The following is a 20,292-nucleotide window of genomic DNA, read 5'->3' as shown; positions in this document are numbered from 1 at the left end:
GGCGGTGTACCATAGCATCCTCCAGCGTTTCATCATGATCCTCCTTTGGTTCATCCCGTTTTTGCAGAACGGGCTTTTTATGGTGGCCGCAGTACCCGGATAGGAGTAAGATGCCGAAGCGAATGGAAAAGTATGCATAAGCGCCTTCTATTTCCAGGAACCCGGGCAGGCGCCGGAGCCATGTTAAACAGGCATGAAAACGGTTATTGCCGCTGAGCGGGTTTCGTGATATATTCGCTTGAGAAATCTGGCAGAAGGGTGAGCGACACGAATGCAGTGGGAGGTCTTGAGCTTTATCGGCACGATTGCGTTTGCGGCGAGCGGCGCGATTGTGGCGATGGAGGAGGAGTATGATTTGCTGGGGGTGCTTGTCCTCGGCTTTGTAACGGCGTTTGGCGGTGGAGTGGTACGTAATTTGCTGATTGGAATTCCTGTTGTGACCTTATGGGAGCAGGGGACGTATTTCAAGGTGGCGCTGGTGTGGATTTTGTTTCTGTTCCTGCTGCCGCATAAGTGGATAAGCCGCTGGAAGTCGTGCGAGGTGTTTTTTGACGCCATCGGTTTGGCGGCGTTCGCCATTCAAGGAGCGCTGTATGCCTCCGAGATGGGGCGTCCGATTAGCGCGGTGATAGTAGCGGCAGTTATGACAGGAATCGGCGGGGGCATTATCCGTGATGTGCTGGCCGGGCGCAAGCCGCTTGTGCTGCGCCGGGAGATCTATGCGGTCTGGGCGATGCTGGCTGCTGTTATCGTGCACTACGGCTGGCCGAAGGATGCCATGAGCATGTCGGTGCTCGTTATGATCATTGTGGCGCTAAGGATGTGCTCGATTTACTTCGGATGGCGGCTGCCATACCGTTCCTTGAAGCCGGGCAGCTAGCTGTGCTTCAAGGCGAGGGATGCCGGGCGCGTCTGCGCCGTGTTATCTCCAGGCGGGCGTACGCCTGCAGAGCAGGAAGGTGAACACGGGGGAAGCTTTTGTTTAAGGTGATTACGCTACACAGAAGTGCCTTACACATGAAGCTGTATGTTTTAAAACTCAAATCCGCAAGCAAAAGGACCTCTACACCACTTCCAGGTGGGATGAGGTCCTTTTTTTGGAGCCGTTTCGAATTTCCGTCAGCTGTTCCCCGGTTCTGTGCGGCTTTGCGGTTGCGTATCCTCGGCATGCCAAGGATTTAAATGAACGAGCACCTCTGCTACGTCCTCGACCTCCTGCTGAATGGCGGTTTTGATTTGGCGGCTGGCATCGTGGCCCTCCTGAATGGTCAACTGATGCGGGAGGCTTACCCGCACATCGACCATGAGATAATGACCGAGCTCACGGGCCCGGATGCGGTCGATGCGCTTCACGTCGGGATGCGCGCGTACAATATGCTCCAGCCGTGCGATCATTTCGGGAGAAGCATTTTTCTCCATAAGGATGCCGACTGCTTCCCGTCCCATCTGGTAGGCGAGCTTCATCACAAAGTACGAAACGATAATTCCTGCCGCTGGATCGCCGTAGGCGGCGAACGGCAGGTCGAACCGGTCGCCAAGCAAGGCGGCGCCGATGCCGATGACTGCGGCAATGGAAGCATATACATCGGCCAGATGATCATAGGCGGTGGCGATGAGGCTTTTGCTTTTATGCTGCTTGCCGAGGCGGATACAGTACACATACAGGCCCTGCTTCCAGAGGAGCGAGAGGAGAGCGGCGGCCAGTGCGATGAAGCTGGCTTCAACAGCGGGCATAAACAGCGCTTCAATCGACTTGTACACCATGAGCAGCGCCGCCAGCGCCAAAATCACGGCCACAATGCCGGAAGCCACGACCTCCGCTTTGCCGTGACCGTACGGATGATCCTCATCCGCCGGCTTCTTGGATACCATCGAAGAGCTCAATGCGGCGAAGCTGGCGATGACATCCCCGGCGTTATGAATTCCGTCTGCGAGCAGCACCTGGCTATGGAAAACAAGACCAATTCCGATTTTGGCGGCGGTCAGGATCAAGTTGCTGATGAGGCTAATCCAGATGGCAAGGAGGGTTGGTGACTTGTGCTGTACCACACGATGGCTCCCCTTTCTTTTCCAGGTTGACTCCACTCACCAGTATGCCCCGAACGGTGGTATTTGAAAGCCTGCGGCACCATCAAATGAGGACATGTACCCGAAAGAAGCGGCAGCCAGCAGCGGAAGGCGTCTTTTGTTGCTGCCGCCGGAATCCGGGTATGCTCCGGGTTCAGGCTGATTTTCAACTGATTTCGAAGCAGACTGCACGCATCAATGTAACATCCTGTTATTGTATTCCAATCCGCAAAGGATGCTTCCAGCCGCTTCTGGCCGATTGCTGCAAAAACAAAACCAGACCCTCCGTTAGTCTCCCTATCTAGCGGTTGTCTGGTTTTTTCTCATCCTGTTCATCTTCAAGAAACCACAGCGGGTCCTCACAGTCGACGTCCCCGTTATAGTTAATAAAAATCTCGTCGCCGGCTTTAATGTCGGTATACGCATAGAAGTCGACCGTGTGCTTGTCGAAGCTGATGTCGTAGGTTGCATTAGGCTGATAGGAATGGTTAAACAGGCTGCCATAGCCCAGCAGGATGGCCGTGTGGTTCACGCCATACTCAAATACATAGTCCGACAGAAGCGTCTGTTCAATAAATGGATGCTCTTCATTCGGATACGGGATAACGGGAGCTTCATGGATGAGCTCGCCTTTTGAAATATCCCGTGTTGCAAATACTCCCCGATTGAACTCCCCTTTGCTAATTTCGGAAGTTTTGATCTCGATCATGCTTGTCACCTGCGCGTTCTTTAGTCTAATAAAGCACCTTGATCGAGTTATTATAACCGATTATGGAGTTAACAGCAATATACAGAGTACAAGTGCGTGACAAGTGCAGCTGTTTTCCGCCGTCATACGACCGTACAATACGGGCCGGGAGTCAGGGAGCCGGGAGGCTCTCGCGACTCGCAGCACCTGTCCTGCCGCCAGCCAGGTTCCATGCTTTGCCGAAAAAGAAAATCAAGCCTGCGGCTCCCGTCCGTGATCGGGAATTGCAGGCTGTTTAGGTTACCCCTTCACGGCGCCGAGCATGACGCCTTTGACGAAGTATTTTTGAATGAACGGATAGACGAGAATGACCGGCAGGGCGACCAGGAAGATTGAAGCGGTTCGAACAGACAAGCTGGAGGTTTCATTCAGCACGCCCATATCCCCGAGCACCGCCGCCATCTCCAGCTGCACCACCATATCGCGCAGGAAAATCTGCAGCACGTGCAGCTTCGGTGAATGAATATAAACGACGGCATCCATGTACGTATTCCAGTGATGCACCGCAATGAACAATCCGATGGTGGCGATAGAGGCCGTCGATAAGGGCAAATAAATCCGGTAAAAAATCGTCAAATCGCCCGCACCGTCAATTTTGGCGGATTCCTCCATGCTGGACGGCACGTTCTCGAAAAATGATTTCAGCAAAATTACGTTCCAGGTGCTGATGGCCGAAGGGATTACCAGCGCCCAAATCGTATCGATTAAGCCGGTGCCTTTGACGATAAGATACGTGGGAATAATCCCGCCATTAAACAGCATGGTGATAATAATATACAGCATGAACAGCTTTTGCCCGGGCAGATAGCGCTTGGACAGAACGTAGGCGAAGCTGAGCTGCAGCGCCAGATTCAGCGCGGTCCCCAGAAGTGTCCGGTGCACGGTATTGACGAAGGCGGTCAGGAACCGGTTGTTGTCGAGAATAATTTGGTAGGCGGTCAAATCGAAGCCCTTGGGCCACAGCAGCAGCTCGCCTTCCTTGATTAGATCCGGGTCGCTGACGGAGGTCAGAATGACATAATAGAACGGCATAAACGTAATGACCGCAAACAAAAGAAGCACTGTGCCAATCACTGCATTGCCGGGGGAAAAAGCTCTAAGCATCGTTTACGCTCTCCTTTCTGCTGTGGGCTACCATAGGGCGTTATCGCTGTAACGGCGGGCCAGCCGGTTCGCGCTCCAGATCAGCACGAAGCCGATGACGGACTGGAACAGGCCGATCGCTGTAGTGAGACTGAACCTGGCGTCCTGCAGCCCGATCCGGTAAATATAGGTGCTCAGCACATCGCCCACATCATACACCGAAGGATTGTACATCACATAAATTTGCTCGAAGCCGTAGTCGAGCATCGTTCCGATTTTGAGAATAAGCAGCAAAATAATCGTGTTGCGGATGCCCGGCAGCGTGACATAGATCAGCTTCTGCCAGCGTGTCGCCCCGTCGATAGTCGCGGCCTCGTACTGCTCCGGGTCGATGCTGGACAGTGCAGCCAAATAAATGATCGCTCCCCAGCCGCTTTCCTTGATGATAAGCGAGATAATGACGATGGGACGGAAGTAGTCTGACATCACCATGAAGTGGATCGGGTCCAGGCCCAAGGCCATACGGATCTGATTGACGATGCCGTCGTTCGGGGAGAGCAGCTGAAGGACGATACCGCCGAAAACGACCCAGGACAAAAAATGCGGAAAATAGACGATCGTTTGGATGGATCGTTTGAACAGCATGCTTTTTATTTCGTTGAGCAGCAGGGCCAGTATAATGGGAGCCGGAAACGAAAACAGCAGCTCGTACACATTCATCAGCAGCGTATTCATCACAATCCGGTAAAAATCCGGGTAGGAGAACAAAAACTCGAAATGCTTCAGGCCGACCCAGGGGCTGCCCCAAATGCCTTTGGCAAAGTTGAAATTTTTGAAAGCGATAATGAGTCCGTACATCGGCAAGTATTTGTAAATGAAGTACCAGATGAACCCTGGCAGCATCAGCAGATACAAGGCTTTGTACTTCCGCAGTGCATGCCAGAATGCAGACAGCGGATGCGCTTTTTTGGCCGCGGCAGCTTGTGTGTGGACAGACATGGGCGCTTTCATGATCTTCTTCTCCCCCTTGGCTTTCGGAAGTGCGGCGAATGATCCGCTGCATGGGGCCGGTACGGGCATGAGTCCGTTGTCCCGGCTTCAGGCCGATTCCCTTCCAGGCTTGGCCTTATTATAGGGGCAGGAGAACGCCGCAGCCTATGTTTACTTTATTGGGGAATGTACATTTTTTTGGATCGCGGCATGAACAGTTTTTACGGCGCTGCAGGCAGCCCTGTGCGGCGCGGATTTTGGCGGATGCTCTACCGGGGAAGCTTCATTTTTATACAGGATTCGACAAGAGGCAACCCAATGCTGTGTTATAATGGAGTTAGAGACAGATTTAAACAAAAGGGGCTGCAAAATTGAAACCGAATTGGGCTATACATCATCTGAAGGATCGCTTGGTCCTGCTGCTGTCGCTGCTGTTTTTGATTACCTCGGTAGCAACGGTCTTCATGTATGATCGCAGTGTACGCTCGCAATACCGCATGGAACGGACGTATTATTTTCAGAAAAACCACGAAAAGGCGTATTCCTCCATTGTTCTGTTTACCAATCAATTGCAAGCGCTTTACAGGCAGATTTTGCTAAATAAAAATGTGCTGGAATGGCTGAATCACCCGAGTGAGCTTGCCTCGGAGATGTACCGCCTCAGCCAGATTCAAACGACATTTATCGACTATATCAACAGTCATTCCGGAATCGCTTCGCTGTATCTGCATAACAAGCAGAACAATATGGTGCTGTCCACAAGGTTTATGCTGTCCGATTTGCCCCAGTTCAGCCATAAGCGCGTATTTGAGCAGGCGGAGAAAACCGGGGATTCCCCGCAGCAATGGCACTGGCTGCCGCTGGGGCAGGAGATGGGAAATGCCCGGATTATTTCCATGTCGGCCGGCATTCCGGCCAAAAACCGCTGGGGCACCGTCGCGATTAATATTCATGAAGCGTATATGGCGAAGACCATCATGGAAGGCAGCCCCTACTTGATTTGGCTGGACGCGGATAACCAGGTGCTGCTGAGCACCAATGAGACCGTCCGGCAATTTTATGAGCAGCATGCGGATTATATTTGGGGGGCGAAGCAGTCGGCATTATTTTACAAGGGCTTCCTGATCCTTTCGTCCGTGTCGGATACCGGCGGCTGGAAGCTGCTGACGATTATGCCGGAGAGTGAGCTGATGCAGGGGCAGGCGGAGAAAAGCACCTACAAATATGTGCTTGTTGTTGTGTGTCTGGCGCTGGCGGCATTGCTGACCTGGTATTTCCGCTACATCCGCCGGGAACAGGACAAGCTGAAGGATGTCAAAATCCAGCGGAATCTGGATGATTTCCGCAAAGGGCTTATGACGGATTTGCTGAACGGGAAGCAGGTTCCGGCCGATTTGGAGGAGAAGGCGGCGGAATACGGGATGAATCTGACCGGCAGCGGCTACCAGGTCATTGTTTTTCAGCTCGATGACTACTATAACTATCTGCTGACCAAGACGAGCAATGAACGATTTTTTATGAACAAAATTATATTTAACTCGATTAAATGGACCTTTGCGCTGCAGTTTAATGCTTATATGATGACGACACAGCCGGAGAAAGTAACGGTGCTGATCTGTTATGACGAGCCGGGCGATGCGCCGCAGCGGAAGCTGTCGGAGACGATCCGCTATATTCAGGACGACATTAAGGACAACTCCGGGCTGACGGTCTGCGTCGGAGTCAGCGAGCTCTGCACGGAGCTGGCCCAGGTGCATTTGTGCTATTCCCATGCGATGCGGGCTGTCGATTACAAGTCGATTTACGGCAAGCACGCGGTCATCCATTACGAGCAGCTTTCCTTTTCCAATGCGTCCGCCCCGCAGCATCAGCTTTCCCCCGGCCTGGAGGACATCGCTCACTATTTGAAGGAGGGCCGGCTGGATCTGATTGAAGCTCGTCTGGAGACGATTCTGGGGGAGCTTACCGCAAGCGGGCAGTTTACGCTGGACTGGATTCACGCTTTGTTCGCCAACATCATGTCCGTGATTATGAAATTTGTCATCGAACAGCGGATCGATCTGGCCCAGTATACGGAGGAAGATGTGTTCATCTCGTTATACAGCTATGAATTTCTGGAGGAGAAGAAGGCGTATGTTCTGAAGGTTTGCGCGATCATTATCGGTGTCATGCAGTCGAAGCCGGAGGAAACCAGCTCCACGGCCGCTCTGATTATGGATTACATTGACAAGCATTATGATCAGCCAATTTCCCTGAATATACTGGCCGGCAAATTATCGATGAGTCCTTCCTATTTAAGTGTTGTCATCAAAAATCAGATTGGCATCGGATTTGTCGAGTACATTAGCAAGCTGCGGATTCAAAAGGCGGTGAAGCTGCTGGAAAATGAACGCTTGACCATCATGCAGATTGCCGAGCAGTGCGGCTACGATACGGTTCATACCTTTATCCGGCAGTTTAAGAAGGTGCATCAGGTCCCCCCGAATGAGTTTCGGACCCGGAGACGATCTGAAAAAATGTAAACAAGAAATATACACCCTTCTATCTAAAAAACTGTACATAGTCCAAACATTTATTCATTGCGATTTGGTACAGAGGGACTAAAATAGGAATTATCCATTCCTGATTCCAATGAATGGAAACCAGACGTTTCATAGGGGAGGGTGTCTACATGGTTCAAAAAAAGAAAACAAAGCTTTCGCTCACCGCCTTGATGACAGCTGCCGTTATTGCAGCGAGCGGCTGCGCCGGCGGAAGTGAGAAAGCGCCCAGTACGGCCGAAACAGAGAAGAAGCCGCCGGTGTTTAAAGTATTATTTGATTACAATGTGGATACGAAGGGAATGTCACTGACGGACAACGAATACATCACGTATTTGCAGGATAAAACCGGGGTCCGGGTCGAGCTGGAGTCGCCGGGGTCAGCCGGGTATTTGGACAAGCTGAATATTTTGATGGCTTCGGGAGAATATCCCGCCGCGTTTGCTGTAAGCGACAAGGATAAAAGCAAGCTGCTGCAGTTTGCGAGTGACGGGCTTCTGACCGACCTGGCTCCCTATCTGGACAAGTATCCGAATTTGAAAAATGTGATGCCGAAGGAAGCCTGGCTCCCGATTACCCAGGAGGGCAAAATATGGGCGGTGCCTTACAACCGGCACGACGGCTTCAATCAGGTTGTATATATTAATAAGAAATGGCTGGATACGCTGGGGCTGAAGGTTCCCCGCACGATCGATGAGTTTTACCAGGTGATGAAAGCGTTCACGGAGCAGGACCCGGATCGCAACGGCAAGAACGATACCTTCGGCTTGATTGGCCTGAACGATTTGTCCTACGGGGGCCGGATGTTCCAGGCGGCTTTTGACGCTGAATCGTACAAGTTCAGAAACAACGAGCTGCTTCCGCCGGAGATGACGGAGGAATACAAAAATTATCTGAGCTTTATGAGCAAGCTCGTCTCCGAAAAAATTCTCGACCCGGAATGGCCGACTACGACAGGCACCATCTTCCGGCAAAAAATTAATACCGGCAAGTATGGCGTGTTCAACGGGTTCTGGCATTTCGCCAGCGGGAAGGAGTTTGCGCCGGGGGTCATGGATTCGTATATCGCCATCGATTTGCCGCTGCATCAGGACGGATCGCCGTCCGTGTTTACGTATAGCTCCACGAACCGGCATTATATCGCCATTCCGAAGGAAACGAAGCAGGTGGAGGATCTGCTGAAATTCCTGGACTGGGGGCTTTCGGAGGAAGGCACGAAGTTTAATTTCCTTGGTATCGAAGGCAAGCATTATAATGTCGTCAACGGCAAATATGAGAAGACGGCGGAAGAGCGCGCGTCGCTGCACTGGGCGTTCTCATTGGTGAAGCACGGACACCTGAGCGAGCCGGTGAAGCAGTACATGGCAACCGAGTATACCCAGAATGTCATCGACAATCTCACGCTGGCTGCCAAAATCGGTACATTGGATAAGCTCGCGGCCTCACTGCCTTACAATCCGGAGCTGGCCGCTTACAATTTGAACAAGCTTACCCAGGAATACCGGGCCAAAACGGTCTTGGGCAACCAGAAGGTGGATGCGAGCTGGGATGATTTCGTGAAGCGCTATCGCTCCTCCGGCGGCGACAAGGCGATTCAACAGTGGACCGAGTGGTATCAGAAGGAAGGCAATAAGCTGAAATAACTCTGCTTAACCCAGGAAGGGAGCTACCTGCTCATGCTTACACTTCTTCACGACCAATTTACACAATTCTCCATTGGACCGTTTCCTTACGATCCGAAGCATTCCGCGCTTGGCGAATACCATTACTACCCGACTGAGGGCAACCTCGGGGGCTGGTACGACCCGGTCGTCTATTTCGGATGGCTGGGACCAACCTGGATTGTGACCGAGGACCGGGGCAAGAAGTTCATGGAGCAGACACGCCCCCAGGCCGCAATTACACCACACTGGCCGCTCTTGGTAAAAGGGGAAGATACTTGGCGGGATTATACCTATGAGGCAACGGTCCGTCCGCTATCCACGCATTCCAATACCGGCATTGTATTCCGTTACCAGCATGGCCGCCGGTATTACTTCCTTGGCTTTGAGGGCGGAAGCCTCGTTCTTCTGAAACGGGATCAGGACCAGATCCTTACACTGGCATCGGCAAGCCTGTCGTATGATTGTGACAGCTACTACCGGCTGCGCGTGTCCTGCTCCGGCTCCACGCTGCGGGCTTTCGTGGATGGTGCCGAGCTGCTGCAGGCCCAGGACGATTCGTATGCATATGGCAAAATCGGGCTGTCCTCTCGCATGCCTGCCCAGTACACCGACATCCAGGTGACGATGACCGATGAACAGCACCGGGCGTGGCAGGAGCAGGCGGTCAGCTCCAGCTTGAATCTGGCCCAGCTGCGCAGCGAGTATCCGCAGCCCCGCTTGTGGAAGGTAATCGACTTCAAGAACTTCGGTACGGCGCGCCAGATCCGCTTCGGCCATCTGACGGGAACGGATGAGCTGCAGCTGGTGCTGGCACAGCACCAGAAACGGGGACACAAGGATGCTTATGCTCACATCAGCTGCCTGACGGCTATTACGCTGGAAGGGGAAGTGCTGTGGCAGCTTGGCGAGCCGAGTACGCTGCTTGATCATGCGCTGCTGTCGGCGGATTTGCCTTTCCAGGTGTGCGACATCGACGGCGACGGGTTTGACGAGGTGGTCGTGGCCCGCAACTTCGAGCTGATGATCCTCGACGGCCGGACAGGTCAGGTAAAGAACTCGATCCGGACTCCGTTCACCTCGGAATCGCCGGGGCCGCTGTACAGCCTGCCCTATAATCAATATGCGTTTGACCGGATTAACGTGGACTCGATTCGTATCGCCAACTTCTCCGGCAGCGCACAGCCCACCGACATTCTAATTAAAGACCGCTACAGCCGGGTATGGGTATACAACAATGAGCTGCAGCCGCTGTGGTCGTTCCATGAAGGCATCACCGGTCATTTCCCGTACACGACCGATGTGGACGGCGACGGCAGGGATGAGATGTTTATCGGATACCATTTGGTGGACCATGACGGCAAGCTTCTGTGGACACTTCCGGTTCCGACCGATCATACCGATGAAATCCTTATCGGCAGCTGGGATCCGGAGGGCCTGGAGCCGCAAATTGCCATCGCTTCCGGCAACGAAGGCTTTATGATTGCCGATTTGCAGGGGCGCATCCTGCATAAGCACATGATTGGCCATGCCCAGCGCGTCAGCGTCGGCAACTACCGTCCGGATTTGCCTGGACTGGAGCTGTGCGTCAGCACGTTCTGGGGCGAGCAGGGCATCGTCTATTTCTTCGATGGCGCGGGTAAGCTGCTGCATCAGTTCGAGCCGACATGCAACGGCAACGTCATTACGCCGGTTAACTGGACGGGGGACGGAAGGGACCTGGTGCTGCTTAACGGCAATACGCAGCATGGCGGCCTCGTTGATGGTCACGGACGGCGCGTGGTGCTCTTCCCGCAGGACGGACATCCGGACCTGTGCGCGGAGGTGCTGGATGTAACCGGGGACGGCGTGGATAACATTTTGCTGTGGGATACGCAGCGGATGTACATTTACAGCCCCGACCATTCTGTGGCCGGCCCTGTAACGGTGCCGGATAAGTACCCGCATTACAATTCATCGAATTATCGCGGAGAGTTTAACTATCCGAGGAAGTAGCTTATCTGCATACACAAGCCGAACAGCGGGCCGACGAGGTCCGCCGTTTTTTTGTGAAAGTCCATGCTTTCATACCGGGGATGCGGCGATGAAGCCATGACGGTTTGAGTTGTTTGCCGCCGGTCCAAAACCATGCAGACCTGTGTATCAGGCCCATTATCGAAGGGACGGGAATCTACTTTTCATTATAAAAAGGAATAAATAGGTAATAAAAGGACAAAATTGCATCAGATTTGCCTCAGAAAAGCAAGAAAAGAAAATTTATTTGTGCTCCGGTGTACTATAATTAGTTTCATATCAATGTCATTTTATGGAAATATATGGATAGATATTATAGATAGAACAGTGCTTCTTACACTAAAATGAAAGCGGTTCCTATAGCGGATTTGGAAAAAATTTAAATAAAATAAACGCGCTATGATGTGCTGCCTTCTGAAGGGAGACTTGAACGGTATGCCCAAATATTGGCTTCGGCTGCTTAGCTACAGCCTGATGCTCGGCGCCATTCCGGTCATCATTATCGGGATTATGACCATCTACAACGCATGGGTCTATGTATACACCGCCCCGAATCGGGAGCTGGCACAGCAAACACAAAGCATGGTCTGGGTCACGGCTGCTTCCTGCGCGCTGCTTGCAGCCTTCGCTCTGGTGGGGGCTTACTACGGCAGCCGTAAAATGTATCTTCCGGTCCAGAGGCTGTTCGAAATGACGAAGAAGCTGAGCCCGGATACTTCGATGGGCAGCGGCGTTACAAGAGGAGAGGACGAGCTCCGCTATATCGAGGACCGGCTGCAGCTTCTGACCAGCACGGGCCGGCAGCTGCAGCAGCAAATGCGCGTTCAAGTGACACAGCTCAAAGAATACGCCATGTTCCGCTTAATTAATGGGCAAATGCCCAAGCAGGAGTTCGACTACAGGGCTCGGGAGTACGATTTTCCTTCCGACTGGCGCTATCTTGGCGTGCTGACGCTGCAAATCGATACACTTCACGGGACGCGCTACCGGGAGCATGACAAGGATTTGCTGCTGTTTGCGATCAACAATATCGTCAGCGACCTGCTGCCTCTAACCCGGTTCAGCCCTATTGTGATGGAGCAGTCCCAGGTGACAGTGCTTGCTTCGGATACCTTAGACGGCCATGAGCTGCTATCCCGATGGTGGCGTATGGCGGAGCGGATTCAGAGCAAGGTGAAGAAGTATTTGCAGCTGTCTGTCAGCATAGGAATCAGCAAACCCTATGAATGTATTTCCGGAACGGCGAAGGCCCACGAGGAGAGCCTGGGGGCGCTTCGCTCCCGTGTCGGGCTCGGACAAGACATTATTGTGCAGTATGGGGACACAAGCAGCCAAACGGAGATGGAAGCGATGCTATACGAGCAGCTGATGCAGATGGAGGAGAGGCTGCTGCATGCTCTTCGTACCGGCGAGCCGGACAAGGCCGCGATGCTGTTTAGCGAATACTTGTCAGTGATCGTGGGCAGGGAGGCTTATTTCAGCGAGTATTCGGAGCTGATGATTGCATTCATTTCGAAAATATATCAAATGATCCACGAACAGGGCGTCCCGTTGAAAAAGGTCATCGGACCTCAGGCATCGGTTGCGCAGTTTATGAAGCTGAACACGATTCCGGATATTACGGACTGGTTTCAGCGGCAGCTGTTTGTGCCGGTTACGGTTTTTTTGGCCGAGCAGGCGGAAGCACAGTACGAGAATATTGCGGATCAGATGGTAAGGCTCATTCACCAGCATTATGAACGCGACTTCACGCTGGAGGAATGCGCGCAGACGATGAGCTTCCATCCGGTTTATTTAAGCCGGGTGTTCAAGAAGGAAACCGGCGTATCGTTTAGCAATTATTTGATGGAGTGCCGGATGAACAAGGCCAAGCAGCTGCTTGAAACGACGGACATGAAGGTTTCGGAAATCAGCGAGCGGCTGCAGTACAAAAACATTAGCGCCTTTATCCGCTCCTTCCGCAAAACCTTCGGCATGACCCCGGGCAATTACCGGGAAAAGAGCGATAAGCAGATTAGTGGCGGGTAATATGTGAAGGAAGCTCTTCCGGCTTGCAGCTTCAATACTCGACGGGAGAAGGCCGAGGCTTGCTTGTCTGCAGGCAAGACTCCGCTGGAAGCCGGCCGTTCGGCGGCAGCGTCGTACACATCCGGTCTCGTCTCAGCCCAATGAATGAAAGGAGGTGGTGCGGGATAACCGCAGCAGGTGCAGTCAGTTTGTAACCAATCATAAGCCGGGAGGGATGATTCGCAAGGTAGGAAGGGACCCTGGCCTGCAGCTTCGATTTGGGCGGGGGACGTTATGCTTACGAATAACAAGGATACGTCAGAGGAGCTGAAGTATGGATGAAATCACGGTCTTTATTTCGCATGGTTCTCGTTTTGACGGGAATGCTGATCGCGGCTGTCCCGGCCGGAAGTGCCTTGGCAGACACTACGCTGGCAGATGTCAATTTCAACAGTACCGCAACCGGGTCACAGCCTTCCGGCTTTACCCTATCTGAGGCTGGAGGGACTGTCCGGGCTGTCGCTGTTCCAAGCTCCTCCAACCGCAGCGTGTACCTGAATGACACGAGCACCTCCGGGCTGGTCAGCCTGAAAAAGACCTTTACCGCCCAGACCGGCAAGATCGATGCGGAATTTAAATTCATGCAGCCTTCGCTTGTCAACAGCACCAAGGTGTTTCGTCTGCTGAGCGGCGCAACGCCTGCGGTGTCCATCGAAACTATAGGAGGAAGCTTGTCCTACCGCAATTCCGGGGATACGTATGTAACGCTGCTGAGCGGCTACGCGGCTAACACCTGGTACAGTATCCGCATCGTAGCCGATCCGTCCACGGATACAGCCGATGTGTACGTAAATGGAGTAAAAAAGGCCAGTGGCGTGGCCTTCTACAGTGCGGTTGCCTCCATTGACGGCTTCGATTCTTTTACGCCGAACAGCAGCGCCGGTTCGCATTATTTGGATGATATTTTGGTCAAGGCGGTTTCGTCCTCTATTCCGTCCGGCGCACTCGTCGTTAGCGCAAGCGGAGGAACCGGCGTCTATACCACCGTCCAGGCCGCTGTTGATGCCATTCCCGTCAACAACACCAGCCCTGTCACGATTTATGTCAAGAACGGCACCTATCCTGAGAAAATTACATTTCCCGCTAACAAGCCATATATCACACTGATTGGGGAGAGCGCGGAAGGGACGATTCTGACGTACGCGGATACATCCAGCTCCTCCGGCAGCACAACGAACAGCGCCAGTGTGTTTGTGAGAGGGAACGATTTCACCGCACACAATATTACGTTCCGCAATACGGCTGGACCGACTGCGGGGCAGGCGGTGGCTTTATACGTGTCCGGGGATCGCGCCGCCTTTCGCAATGTGCGGGTGCTTGGCAATCAGGATTCGCTGTATGCCACAGGCTCCGGGAGGCAGTACTACCGGGACTCGTATATTGAGGGGACTGTAGATTATATTTTCGGCTCGGCTACGGCTGTATTTGAAAGCTGTGAAATGAAGAGCCTTAATAACGGCTATGTGACAGCCGCTTCCACAGCTCAGGCGACTCCTTATGGCTACGTGTTTATTACGAGCAGTCTGACCCGTTCCGGTTCGCTGAATGATGTGGTGGCGCTCGGCCGACCATGGCAGCCGTACAGCTCGGTGACGTACCTGTATACGTGGATGGATACCCACATTAAGCCGGCAGGCTGGGATAACTGGGGCGACACCTCCAAGGAGAGCACCTCCCGTTACGCCGAATACGGCAATACCGGGCCGGGCGCAGCCACCTCCGGACGGGTGAGCTGGGGTGATCAGCTGACCGCATCCCAAGCGGCAGCAATCAATACGCAGACGGTTCTGGCGGGAAGCGACGGCTGGGACCCGGCGCACTGATTTCACGCCCGGCATCCTTCCTACAGCGAAGCCTCGCGTTTTTTCAGCGGACGTATAGAACGGCTTGCGGTATTGCCGAGGTACCGGCAGGGGCCGGGAATAAATGGCCAGCAGTCTTTATCCGGTATATGCCGGATGAGGACTGCTTTGTTATTTTCAGTACGATTCATTTTTTGGTGCTGCTTGTGTTTTCGAATGAATGAAGGAGGGGGGATTCGGCGGACGGAGAGGGTAGTCACGATCTTGTTAATATAGTAAAATTATCCCAAACTATGGTGTTAGATTTTTAGATTTGGGAGGTTTTTTTGTGAGAAGGACAGTTATGCTGGCGGCTGTTTTCGCTGCTTCCTTGTCGGCGGCAACGATTGCGGACGCCCATCCGGGTCGTACAGATGCCAAAGGCGGACATACGTGCCGTACCAACTGCGAGAAATGGGGCCTGGAATACGGGGAGTATCATTATCATAATGGCGGCGGCTCTTCTAGCGATTCCTCAAGCAGCTCCTCTTCGGACAGCGGCTCCTCAAGCAGCAGCACGGGGACGTCCTCCGGCACGGCCGGATCTGCGTCGGTGCCTAAGGAAACAGTTCCGCCTGGGACCGTTCAAGTGAGTCTGCCCGCTTACTCAGTGTATGTGAATGGGGAACAGATTATGAGCCAGACCGGCTATCCCGTATTTGAATATAAGGGGATTACTTATTTTCCGATGACCTGGAGTTATACACAGGCGCTGGGACTGGAGACAGCGTGGAGCACGGAAACCGGGTTCTCGATCCGCAGCAGCTCTCAGCCGGCAGCGGCTCTGGAGCAGGAGCCGGGCACACCACCGGCCAAGCTATTTGCGGCGCAGCCTGATTTCAACGTTTTCGTCAATGACAGTTGGGTAGACAACAGCAAGGAAGAGTACCCTGTGCTCGTATTAAATGATGTTACATATTTTCCGATGACTTGGAGGTATTCAGTCGAAGAGCTGGGCTTGACCACACGGTTTGAAAATAACGCCTTCTACATTTCGAAGGAGACTCCGGCCGAGGCTGAGTAGGCGGTGTCCTTCCATGGCGCTGCGGCTTTATTTTACCTGAAATGGTACTGCTTGGCCCCAGGTCACAAGCCCCTTCTGAAGCAAGCGTAAAGTATGTAATCCGGTAGAAGGCAGGACCAGAAGCACCGCCGTCACTGCACCGGGCGTGTACGTCCGGAGGAGCGAGGTATTCATGGCCGGAAAACAGGAATAGTCGGCCCCATTCTGCGGCCAGCAGGACGACCGGAACGAATACAATGAATTCCAGAAGCACCGCTACGGCAAACTGGGGGCTGGTTATGTTCAGCATTCCGGATGCTTTTGCTTAAAACAAGCAAGCCTTCCTCCATAGGGCTTCGCCCCTTATCGGAGCCAGTGCGCTGCAACATTAATCACCGATACAGCCCCCAGGACGACCAGGCCCAGCCCGGCTATGCGGTTGACCCAGTGCAGCATTCCCTGGCTCATCCACCGCTTGATTAGTTCCATGCCGGTTGTCAGCAGCATCCACCAAAGCAGAGAGCCGGTGAATACTCCGCTGACCAGCAGCACGGCTGCGAGTCCTCCTTTGCCGCTCATCCCGACGCCGGCAAAAATCCCGATAAATGACCATATCGTGAGCGGGTTAGCCGCTGTGAGCAGAAAGGCGCTGATATAGGAGGACAGCAATCCCCCTGCCAGCCTGTCTTCTCCAGGCTCTGCCGGACGGGAACGCATGAAATGGATACCGAGAATAAGCAGGAAAACCCCGCCGAGCAGCTGAATCCAGCCTCTGTGGGCCAAAAGAAACGGGGCGATCATCGTAAAGCCGAATGCAGCGGCCCCGCCATACAGTGTATCTGCCGTAGCCGCTCCTAAGCCGGATACGAATCCGAATCGTCTTCCCTGCAGGAGTGAACGCCGGATGCACAGCAGTCCGACCGGCCCGACCGGCGCTGCGATGGAAAACCCGATGACCACACTTTTGATAAACAGCTCCATCGTATCCTCCCAAGTGAACCTGTATGAATTTACCCCATTCTATGGAAGTCTGTCCCTTAATGTCAATTTGTTTTCACACAGAATGAATTCCGCCGCCGTATCCGTACAGCAGTACGTTTCACTTACGAGCTATATTCAATATCTTTTAACGTTTTGTTTTTATGAAAGGACACCTTCAAATACGGCTCGCTGAGATGGACGATGATATCCCCGCTACGCTCCTCGTATTCGAATTCTGTAAAAGCCAAGTACTGTTTCATGGCGGCATAATGGTCGTTTACTTTGAAGCTTTCGGTAAATTTCCAGAAGTAATCGAAATATGCCGACGCATACAGGTCCTGCTTGTCCTCTTCCTCCCGAATCGAATAATTATGCTTTTCTACCAGAAAAACGACGGTATTGTGCTCCTGCTTGCCCAAATAAAAGCCGTTGGCTTCCGTCAGGCCGGAGGCCGTCAAGGCCAAATGCCACTCGCTCAGCTCATTATTGATAAGGAAGCGGGGCGTGGTTAGCTCCTGTACGCCGTTTTGGATTCCGTAGGCTTTGAGCGCGCGGGCGGCTTCCAGCAGCCGTTCCGGAATGTTGGATTTTTCATTGGCCCAGGACCAGAGCCAGGTATGATCCCGGTAGGAATGCGTTCCGATAATCTGAACCTCAAAACGGTGGATTTCCTGCTGACGATCATCCAGGAACGACAAGGTCCCGTTCTCCATGTCAAACAACCAGTCGTAGTTCTCAACCATGCCGGCCAGCACCATTTGTTTAAAATAGGACGAAGCTCCGTGCTGCGTAAAGAGCTCATCCCAGGGAGATTTTCTTTTGAAAAACGAGGAAAACAAGGAAGGGCGCTCCTTTCCCTTAAGCAGCTTTATTGTTAATGGAATGTAAATGTAGCACAATGTATTGCATATATCGGAATACCATCTAGGAAATTCCATATTAAATGAAAAGCCCGGCCATTTCTTTTGGAAAAAAGCCAGGCGTAATATGACCAATAAATGGTTTATATTCCTGTATCTCCTGATTGTGCCGGGGTTCAGGCTAATCGTATGTTTACGCCTGTGCGGCTGAAGGCAGTGTTTCCTCGGACCAGCGGATTCGGGCCCCGATGCTTTGGAAAGCGCCGATAATGTCGGCATAGCCGCGTTCCATATGCAAGGTGTCTGTTATGGTCGTGATGCCTTCAGCTGCAAGGCCGGCCAGCACCAGGCTCGTTCCCGCCCGCACATCGGTGGCATGAACGCGTCCGCCGATTAACGGCCGGCCGCCGTCAATATAGGCGGTATCGCCCCGCATTTGAATGGAGGCCCCCAGCCGGATGAGCTGGGGGACATGATTAAACCGCATCGGATACACGCGGTCGGTTACAGCGCTTTGCCCATGGGCACGGGTGAGCAGGGCGGTCATCGGCTGCTGCAGGTCTGTCGCGAACTCGGGGTACATGCCTGTCCGCAGCCGGACTGGCTTGATGGAGCCGATGCTGTAGGCTGTAATCCGCTCCTCTCCGCATTCTATCTCGATGCCGGTCTCACGGAGCTTGGCGATACAGGAGCCGAGATGCTCCGGAATGACACCGGTGACCTCCACCTGACCGCCGTTAATGCCCGCAGCCATAAGAAACGCTCCTGCAATGAGCCTGTCCGGAATAACCCCGTATATGCCTCCCTCCAAATAAGGCACGCCCTCAATACGTATGACCGGACTGCCGGCACCGCTGATCCGGGCGCCCAGCCGATTAAGGAATTGTGCTGTATCGACTACCTCCGGATCGCCGGCGGCGTTGTACAGCCGTGTTGTTCCGCGCGCCCGGACAGCCGCCAGCATGGCGTTAATCGTAGCGCCGGAGGTCAGCATGTCGAAGTAAATATCGGCCCCCCGCAGCTCTTCCGCTTCAACGGTGTAGTAGTCGTTATGCATGGTCAGCTTTGCGCCCAGTGCATGGAACGCTTTGATATGCTGGTCAATCGGCCGGGAGTTGAAATCATCTCCGCCCGGATACCCGATGGTAACCCGGCCGAACTTCGCCAGCAGAGCGCCGGCATAGTAATAGGACGCCCGGTACGCGGACGCCTTGCCCGGGTCAATAGTCGCGCTGTGAATCCATCGCGGGTCAAGATGCACATCGCCGGATACAGCATCGCGCATCAGCGTGAAGCCGATATCCCGGCCAATACCGGAAATGATTTTGACATCGTAAATATCGGGAATGCCCTGCAGTGTCACCGGCGTATCTGCCAGGCAGGCGGCGGCCAGCAAGGCTAATGAGCTGTTTTTGGAGCCGGGAACGAGAACGCTACCTGTCAGCGGCCCGGACGGTTCGACGATTATGTTTTTGGTCATCTGGATGAATGCCCGCCTTCGGATGGAGTTTCTGCTGTCTCCGTTTCCAGCATGATTCCGCTGCCCCGCACAGTGTTCAGGCAAAACGTGTCTTTGCCGTACTTTTTGCGGATACGGTATACGAGCGCGTTCAGCTCGTCAATCGTCACATCCGGGATGCCGTCCTGATCCCGCGCACGCTCGGACCAGACATTCCTTTTAATTTCCTCATTCGGGACAAGCCGGTTTGGATGATCATGCAGCAGACGCAGCAGCAGATACTCCTTTTCCGACATGGGGATACGCTTGCCTTGTATAAGACATTCCCTTTTTTCCCAGTTAACGGTGGTCCGGTCCTGCTCGGACAGGTCCCACTGGCGGGTATAGCTGAGCGGTTCGAATTCGATGGTTTGATCGGCATACGCATGGGAGAAATGGAGCACAACCATGCCCTTGGCGAGCCGGATAATATCAAACGAACGCAATGTATAGGGGGTGTGAGGCGCCAGGCGAACCCCGTTAATTTCGGTGCCGTGCCTGCTGCCGAGGTCAACCAGCACGACCTGGTCCAGCTCCCGGCGCAGCAGCAGATGCTTGCGGGATACGAAAGCGTTCGTAAAGGCGACCTCAGGCGTATTTTCCTTGGACAACCGGCCCACAATGAGCGAATCATCAGACAAGCTGACGCAGGTGCCCGGCCGGAACGGTTCTCCCCGGACGATGTACAAGCTGCCGTATGTTTCCACTGACATTCCCTCCTGCGGTATTGATTTTGTATGAATAAAGCGGTCTGCATCCAGCGGATTCAATGGTATTTAGCGGTATTCAGCAAAAATAGTAAAGAAGCCCTTTATCCATCTTACCGTATTTCGGCGCGGGGGGGAAATGGCGGGTGTCTGACAGCCGGGTTATTGTTGACTGATGAACTGCAGGGTGCAAGAGAATTGTTGGTTCACAGTCGCTGCCGGATTTCCAGGCA

The 20,292-nt window shown here is 53.4% G+C and carries 15 protein-coding genes; 7 read left to right on the top strand and 8 right to left on the bottom strand.

Going from position 1 to position 20,292, the window contains the following annotated elements; translation table 11 throughout:
* Positions 1–271 precede the first annotated feature (271 nt).
* A complete protein-coding gene (locus WBG83_RS12485) occupies positions 272–880 on the top strand; it encodes a trimeric intracellular cation channel family protein (protein WP_336745385.1) in 609 nt (202 codons plus the stop codon).
* Between the two features lie 239 nt (positions 881–1,119).
* Here the strand turns inward: WBG83_RS12485 and WBG83_RS12480 are convergent, their stop codons facing one another.
* The 4 genes from WBG83_RS12480 to WBG83_RS12465 form a co-directional block, all read right to left on the bottom strand.
* Positions 1,120–2,049, bottom strand: coding sequence for a cation diffusion facilitator family transporter (locus WBG83_RS12480; RefSeq protein WP_336745384.1), 930 nt, complete (start codon positions 2,047–2,049; stop codon positions 1,120–1,122).
* 319 nt (positions 2,050–2,368) lie between these two features.
* Positions 2,369–2,776, bottom strand: coding sequence for an SET domain-containing protein (locus WBG83_RS12475; RefSeq protein WP_336745383.1), 408 nt, complete (start codon positions 2,774–2,776; stop codon positions 2,369–2,371).
* 279 nt (positions 2,777–3,055) lie between these two features.
* Complete coding sequence (locus WBG83_RS12470) at positions 3,056–3,919, bottom strand: carbohydrate ABC transporter permease (protein WP_336745382.1); 864 nt, start codon at positions 3,917–3,919, stop codon at positions 3,056–3,058.
* A 27-nt stretch (positions 3,920–3,946) separates the two neighbouring features.
* Positions 3,947–4,909, bottom strand: a complete 963-nt coding sequence (locus tag WBG83_RS12465; RefSeq protein WP_336745381.1) for an ABC transporter permease — start codon at positions 4,907–4,909, stop codon at positions 3,947–3,949.
* 350 nt (positions 4,910–5,259) lie between these two features.
* On the opposite strand from WBG83_RS12465, the gene WBG83_RS12460 reads away from it, so the two are divergent.
* From WBG83_RS12460 to WBG83_RS12435, 6 genes are all read left to right on the top strand, one after another.
* Entirely contained in the window at positions 5,260–7,410 is a 2,151-nt protein-coding gene (locus tag WBG83_RS12460; RefSeq protein ID WP_336745380.1) for a helix-turn-helix domain-containing protein, read from the top strand.
* Between the two features lie 149 nt (positions 7,411–7,559).
* A complete protein-coding gene (locus WBG83_RS12455) occupies positions 7,560–9,071 on the top strand; it encodes an extracellular solute-binding protein (protein ID WP_336745379.1) in 1,512 nt (503 codons plus the stop codon).
* 33 nt (positions 9,072–9,104) lie between these two features.
* The gene (locus tag WBG83_RS12450; RefSeq protein WP_336745378.1) at positions 9,105–11,084 is read left to right on the top strand and encodes a hypothetical protein; all 1,980 of its coding nucleotides are present in this window, start codon (positions 9,105–9,107) and stop codon (positions 11,082–11,084) included.
* Between the two features lie 453 nt (positions 11,085–11,537).
* Positions 11,538–13,130 (top strand): helix-turn-helix domain-containing protein, encoded by a 1,593-nt coding sequence (locus WBG83_RS12445; protein WP_336745377.1) that lies wholly within the window; start codon positions 11,538–11,540, stop codon positions 13,128–13,130.
* Positions 13,131–13,447: 317 nt separating this feature from the next.
* Entirely contained in the window at positions 13,448–14,992 is a 1,545-nt protein-coding gene (locus WBG83_RS22630) for a pectinesterase family protein (protein WP_442955833.1), read from the top strand.
* 322 nt (positions 14,993–15,314) lie between these two features.
* Positions 15,315–16,034: a YHYH domain-containing protein gene (locus WBG83_RS12435; RefSeq protein WP_336745435.1), complete on the top strand. Its 720-nt coding sequence runs from the start codon at positions 15,315–15,317 to the stop codon at positions 16,032–16,034.
* 342 nt (positions 16,035–16,376) lie between these two features.
* On the opposite strand, the gene WBG83_RS12430 is transcribed toward WBG83_RS12435, so the two are convergent.
* From WBG83_RS12430 to WBG83_RS12415, 4 genes are all read right to left on the bottom strand, one after another.
* Complete coding sequence (locus WBG83_RS12430; RefSeq protein WP_336745376.1) at positions 16,377–16,994, bottom strand: LysE family translocator; 618 nt, start codon at positions 16,992–16,994, stop codon at positions 16,377–16,379.
* Positions 16,995–17,116: 122 nt separating this feature from the next.
* A complete protein-coding gene (locus WBG83_RS12425) occupies positions 17,117–17,833 on the bottom strand; it encodes a DUF6882 domain-containing protein (RefSeq protein WP_336745375.1) in 717 nt (238 codons plus the stop codon).
* 214 nt (positions 17,834–18,047) lie between these two features.
* On the bottom strand, positions 18,048–19,334 hold the full coding sequence (gene murA, locus WBG83_RS12420; RefSeq protein WP_336745374.1) for a UDP-N-acetylglucosamine 1-carboxyvinyltransferase: 1,287 nt from the start codon (positions 19,332–19,334) through the stop codon (positions 18,048–18,050).
* Entirely contained in the window at positions 19,331–20,065 is a 735-nt protein-coding gene (locus WBG83_RS12415; protein ID WP_336745373.1) for an FHA domain-containing protein, read from the bottom strand. The genes murA and WBG83_RS12415 overlap by 4 nt, the downstream gene beginning before the upstream one ends.
* Positions 20,066–20,292: the final 227 nt, after the last annotated feature.

This window comes from Paenibacillus sp. y28 (genome assembly GCF_037137075.1).
GTDB lineage: Bacteria > Bacillota > Bacilli > Paenibacillales > NBRC-103111 > JBBBNV01.
Note: the sequence above shows the minus strand (reverse complement) of the source record. Positions and strands in the feature narration are given on the sequence as shown.

Excerpts from the sequence above, each read along its gene's own strand:
- WBG83_RS12485 (WP_336745385.1), top strand. The coding sequence starts at position 272 with ATGCAGTGGGAGGTCTTGAGCTTTATCGGCACGATTGCGTTTGCGGCG.
- murA (WP_336745374.1), bottom strand. The coding sequence starts at position 19,334 with ATGACCAAAAACATAATCGTCGAACCGTCCGGGCCGCTGACAGGTAGC.
- WBG83_RS12435 (WP_336745435.1), top strand. The coding sequence starts at position 15,315 with ATGCTGGCGGCTGTTTTCGCTGCTTCCTTGTCGGCGGCAACGATTGCG.
- WBG83_RS12455 (WP_336745379.1), top strand. The coding sequence starts at position 7,560 with ATGGTTCAAAAAAAGAAAACAAAGCTTTCGCTCACCGCCTTGATGACA.
- WBG83_RS22630 (WP_442955833.1), top strand. The coding sequence starts at position 13,448 with ATGAAATCACGGTCTTTATTTCGCATGGTTCTCGTTTTGACGGGAATG.
- WBG83_RS12470 (WP_336745382.1), bottom strand. The coding sequence starts at position 3,919 with ATGCTTAGAGCTTTTTCCCCCGGCAATGCAGTGATTGGCACAGTGCTT.
- WBG83_RS12475 (WP_336745383.1), bottom strand. The coding sequence starts at position 2,776 with ATGATCGAGATCAAAACTTCCGAAATTAGCAAAGGGGAGTTCAATCGG.
- WBG83_RS12415 (WP_336745373.1), bottom strand. The coding sequence starts at position 20,065 with ATGTCAGTGGAAACATACGGCAGCTTGTACATCGTCCGGGGAGAACCG.
- WBG83_RS12430 (WP_336745376.1), bottom strand. The coding sequence starts at position 16,994 with ATGGAGCTGTTTATCAAAAGTGTGGTCATCGGGTTTTCCATCGCAGCG.
- WBG83_RS12465 (WP_336745381.1), bottom strand. The coding sequence starts at position 4,909 with ATGAAAGCGCCCATGTCTGTCCACACACAAGCTGCCGCGGCCAAAAAA.
- WBG83_RS12450 (WP_336745378.1), top strand. The coding sequence starts at position 9,105 with ATGCTTACACTTCTTCACGACCAATTTACACAATTCTCCATTGGACCG.
- WBG83_RS12445 (WP_336745377.1), top strand. The coding sequence starts at position 11,538 with ATGCCCAAATATTGGCTTCGGCTGCTTAGCTACAGCCTGATGCTCGGC.